At 66.2% G+C, this 4,646-nt stretch carries 5 protein-coding genes; 4 read left to right on the top strand and 1 reads right to left on the bottom strand.

Going from position 1 to position 4,646, the window contains the following annotated elements:
• Positions 1-349 precede the first annotated feature (349 nt).
• The 4 genes from V5A38_RS14355 (at position 350) to V5A38_RS14340 (ending at position 4,008) form a co-directional block, all read left to right on the top strand.
• Entirely contained in the window at positions 350-982 is a 633-nt protein-coding gene (locus V5A38_RS14355; protein WP_332326449.1) for a peptidase, read from the top strand.
• A 179-nt stretch (positions 983-1,161) separates the two neighbouring features.
• Positions 1,162-1,758, top strand: coding sequence for a DJ-1/PfpI family protein (locus V5A38_RS14350; RefSeq protein ID WP_332326448.1), 597 nt, complete (start codon positions 1,162-1,164; stop codon positions 1,756-1,758).
• A gap of 180 nt (positions 1,759-1,938) precedes the next feature.
• A complete protein-coding gene (locus V5A38_RS14345; RefSeq protein WP_332326447.1) occupies positions 1,939-3,342 on the top strand; it encodes a M28 family peptidase in 1,404 nt (467 codons plus the stop codon).
• Positions 3,343-3,570: 228 nt separating this feature from the next.
• Positions 3,571-4,008 carry a universal stress protein gene (locus V5A38_RS14340; protein ID WP_332326446.1) on the top strand — a complete coding sequence of 146 codons (438 nt, stop codon included), beginning with the start codon at positions 3,571-3,573 and terminating at the stop codon, positions 4,006-4,008.
• Positions 4,009-4,070: 62 nt separating this feature from the next.
• Here V5A38_RS14340 and V5A38_RS14335 read toward each other — a convergent pair.
• Positions 4,071-4,646: helix-turn-helix domain-containing protein (locus V5A38_RS14335; RefSeq protein ID WP_332326445.1), on the bottom strand; the 576-nt coding region annotated here is incomplete at its 5' end.

The following is a 4,646-nucleotide window of genomic DNA, read 5'->3' as shown; positions in this document are numbered from 1 at the left end:
CCCATCACCGACACGGATGGTCACGGCGGGACAGACTCGCAGTACTCACTATCAGACACCAGAGAGAAGAAACTGCTTCAAGGAATCTGAAACACACTGGATTGCGCGGGGACTGGCGGGTTGATCTCCCGTCAGTGACGCGAAATGAACGTGCGCTTCGAGGTGGGGTGCCCCAGGGTGGCAGGAGTGACACTGTCCTAGCCGTCGACCACACCGCACGCTCTCCGGTCGCTCCGCTCCCGGGTCGCGTTTCGTGGTCGGTTTGCCTCGGCGCAAAGCGCCGAGTTGTCTCGATCACGTTCGTTGCCCCCACCGAAACCCCAAAACCCCCAGCGCCCAGCATCCGGGTATGACACTCCTTTGTACGGGCTACGAACCATTCGGTGAGCACAATGCGAACCCCAGCGCACAGGTCGCACGCGAACTCGACGGCGAAACCGTCGCAGGCCACGAGATCGTCGGCGAGGTCCTCCCGGTCGAGTTCGACCGCGTCGACGACGAACTGGCTGGGCTGGTCGCCGAGCACGACCCCGCGGCGGTCGTCGCCACCGGCCTTGCGGCCGGTCGCACAACTGTCAGTGTCGAGCGTGTCGGGGTCAACCTCAACGACGCGGTGACGGTCCCGGACAACGTCGATGCCTCCCCGCACGCGACGGCAATCACTGCCGACGGCGCGGACGCGCATTTCGCGACCGTCCCGGTCGTCGAAGCCGTTGAGGCGATGCTCGACGCCGGCGTTCCGGCGCGGGTGTCGAACTCAGCGGGGACCCACTGCTGTAACCACGCCCTCTACAGCCTGCTGGACCAGTTCGAGCGGTCCGGCCGCGACACGCCGGCCGGGTTCGTCCACCTCCCGCTCACGCCCGAACAGGCCATCGACGAGGCCGAGGCACCCGAACGCGGCGGCGGCGTGACGGCGTCGCTCCCGCTCTCGCTGCAGATCGACGGTGTCCGGACGGTGTTCGAGACGACGGTCGAGTAGCCGGTGGTCGTCGCTGTCGCCGACTGACCCCGGTTGCCGAGGGCACCGCTCCGATGACGGTGTATCTTCGGTAGCTGATCTATTGTTTTCGGGCGGTATCACGTTTCTGTGCCGGTTTCGCTACGAGACGGCACAACGCCTATCCTGTCTCGATCCTAATTATGGTCCAGGTGAGTTAGATGTCCAACAAGAAGATACTCGAACTGGCAGGCGACTTCGTCGAGGATTACGAGGTCATGGTCCCGTATCAGGCGCTCGAGATGGTCGGCCACGAGGTGCACGCGGTCTGTCCGGAGAAGGACGCCGGTGACACCGTGAAGACGGCTGTCCACGACTTCCGCGGCGACCAGACGTATCTGGAGACCCGCGGCCACAACTTCACCCTCGACGCGACGCTCGAAGATATCGACCCCGCGGAGTACGACGCGCTGGTCGTTCCGGGCGGGCGCGCACCCGAGTACCTGCGGACGTACGACTCGGTGCTCGACACGGTCCAGCATTTCTTCGAAGCGGAGAAACCCGTTGCCTCCCTCTGTCACGGCCCGCAGGTCCTTGCGGCCGCAGGCGTGCTCGACGACCGGGAGATCACCTCCTACCCGGCGGTTCGTGCCGAAGTCGAAAGCGCTGGCTGCTCGTGGGTGGACGAGACGGTTCGTGACGGGAACCTCGTCACGGCACAGGCCTGGCCCGACCATCCGGAGTGGCTCGCTGAGTTCCTCGTCATGCTCGGCACGGATATCGACCACGGCCCGGAACCAGCCGCGGCTGACGACTGAGACGGCTACTGCGGCCGGTTCTCTCGTTTTTGGCACTTCCTGTTTGCACTGTCTCCAGTCCCACCAGGCCCACTTTTCGAGGGCAGTTCATCGCTCGCTTCCGATGGTCGCTCACGTTGTCTTGCCCTCGGAATTACCCCGACCCACACCCCTTTACCGAACCCCGTAAACACATCGCACATGGTTCAGCTACCCGACGACGTCATCGGCGACGCACAGACGAGCCGCTTCGCGTGGAACCGGCTCGAAGAGTTGGTCGACGTGGGCAACCGCATGGCCGGTCAAACCGGCGAGGAGGCTGGCGCCGAAATCATCCGCGAGGCGTTCGAGGACGCCGGCCTCTCGGAGGTCAAGATCGACGAGTTCGAAATCCCCGGCTGGTGGCGCGGGAGCTCCTCGCTCACCGTCGAGAGCCCCAGCGAACGCGTCCACGACGGGAGCCATCAGGTCATCGCGCTGCCAGGCACGCCGGCGGGCGAAGCGACGGGCCGCGTCGTCGACGTCGGGACCGGCACGTACGACGAGTTCGAGGAGAAGGACGACGAACTGGAGGGCGCCATCGCGATGGCCTCCAGCGACACGCCGGAGTCGGCCGACCGCTGGCTCCACCGGATGGAGAAGTACGTCAACGCCGCCGACCACGGCGCCGCGGCGTTCGTCTTCCGCAACCACATCGAGGGGGCGCTCCCGCCGACCGGCGAGGTCGGCTACCACAACCGTCCCGGCCCCATCCCCGCCGTCGGTGTGAGCAAGGAGGTCGGTGCGCGCCTCGCACGCTACGCCGAGAACGGCGATGCCGAGGCGACCGTCACTGTCGACTGCCGGAACGAGACGGCCACCTCCCGGAACATCGAGGGTGTGGTCGGGCCATCCGAGCCGGAGGATCGGAACGGAGGCGGTGAAACCGCCGAAGCCGACGCCGAGGAGGAGGTGCTCGTCACCGCCCACGTCGACGGCCACGATATCGCTGACGGCGCCAACGACAACGGCGCGGGCTCCGTCCTGACTGCCGAGGTCGGGCGCCTGCTCACGAACGTCGCCGACGAACTCGACAGCCGGGTTCGCTTCGTGACGTTCGGCTCCGAGGAGATCGGGCTCCGCGGCGCGTACTACTGTGCGGAGACGACGGACCTCTCGCAGGTCAAATGCGTCATCAACCTCGACGGCGCCTGTAGCTCCCGAAACCTCCGGGTCGGCACCAACGAGTTCGAGGCGCTGGAGGAGCTGTTCGAGTCCGTCGCCGACGAGTTCGACGCACCGCTCTCGACGGGCGACACCATCTCCCCGCACGGCGACCAGTGGGCGTTCGTCCAGGAGGGCGTGCCGGCGACGATGACCGGCACGACCTCCGAGCAGTCGGGTCGGGGCTGGGGCCACACCCACGCCGACACGCTGGACAAACTCGACTCCCGTGACCTCCGCGATGTCGCGACGCTGGTGACCGAGGCGGTCTACCGCGCCGCCCAAGACGAGTTCGACGTCGAGCACCGCAGCCGCGAGGAGACCCGCGACGCCATCGACGAGGGGTACGTGCAGGAGCTGAAGATGGGCGGCCGCTGGCCCTACGACGATCTGGAGGAGTAGGCGGTTGATACCGACGGTCACCTACCGCGAGCGAAGCGAGCGGGCCGAGAGCCGACCACCGAGGGCTGGCCATGCCGTCCCTCGAGCCGTGCGGGCGACTCGTGGGTCGCCCGCAGGCGATGGGAGGCTCGCAGGCTTTTGCTCGAGCTTTTGCCAGGGCCGGCGAAACCGGCCCGCGAAAAAAGGTCGGCCGGTAGCTTTTCGCCTTACCGCGCCAACACCATCTCCATGTCCGAGAAAGAGGTACTCGTGCCGGTCGATGGCTCGCCCCAGTCGAACGACGCGCTCAAACACGCGCTCCGCAACTTCCCCGATTCAGAGATAACTGCGCTCACGGCTGTCGACCCAATCGCCGCCGGTTACGCCGCGGCCCCTGGCCCCGACGCGACGAGCTACCCCGGCGAGTGGACCGAGCAGGCCGAGGAACGCGCCGACGCGATTCTCGACGAGGCTGCAGAAATCGCCGCGACCGAGAGCCGGCAAATCGAAACGGTCCGAGTGACCGACCGTCCCGCGCGAGCCATCGTCGACTACGCCGAAGAGCACGACGTGGACCAGATTGTCATCGGGAGCCACGGACGGACGGGAATTACGCGAGTGCTGCTCGGCAGCGTCGCGGAGAAGGTGGTGCGCCGCGCGCCCTGTCCGGTGACGGTGGTTCGGTAGGAATCGTCGACGCTATCGCGCGACCGTCAGTGGAGGTGTTCTCAGTGACACTTCAACGACCGTCAGTGGAGGTGTTCGCCGATCTCTTCCATCACCTTCGCCTCAGCGCGGGCGAGATGCTCCCACGCGGTGGTCTGTGAGACCCCGAGTTCGTCGGCGATCTCCTCGACAGTTGTCTCGCGGTCGACGCCGTAGTAGCCGGTGTCGACGGCGGTTTGGAGGGCGTCTCGCTGTTTGGGCGTGAGCACCGTCAGGAGCCGGGAGGCGTCGAGCTGAGGCTGCATCGTCATCTCGCTGAGCTCCACGTTCCGCACCAGCCGGACGTCGTTACCCGCTGCTTCGATCTGCTCGATGATGTCGTTGAGTCGGTCGGGCTCCTCGAGATAGAGCGTCCAGCGCTCCCAGCCGGCGGAGATGGTCGTCCCCATTCGATGGTGGACGCCCATATCTGAGAGCCGCTCGGCGATGCTGTCCCACTGGATCGTGTCGAAGGCTATCGAGACGTACACCCGCTTGCCGCCCAGCACTGACAGGGGTTCGACTTCGAGAATGGGCTCCGTCTCACGGAACCGCTCGATGTACGATCTGATCGGGTCGGGGTCGCCCCCTCCTTGTTGTCGGTCGAGGAGGTCTGGTGC

Source organism: Halolamina sp., from assembly GCF_036626355.1.
Lineage (GTDB): Archaea > Halobacteriota > Halobacteria > Halobacteriales > Haloferacaceae > Halolamina.
The sequence above is the reverse complement of the archived record's forward strand: the minus strand, read 5'-3'. Positions and strand labels throughout refer to the sequence as shown.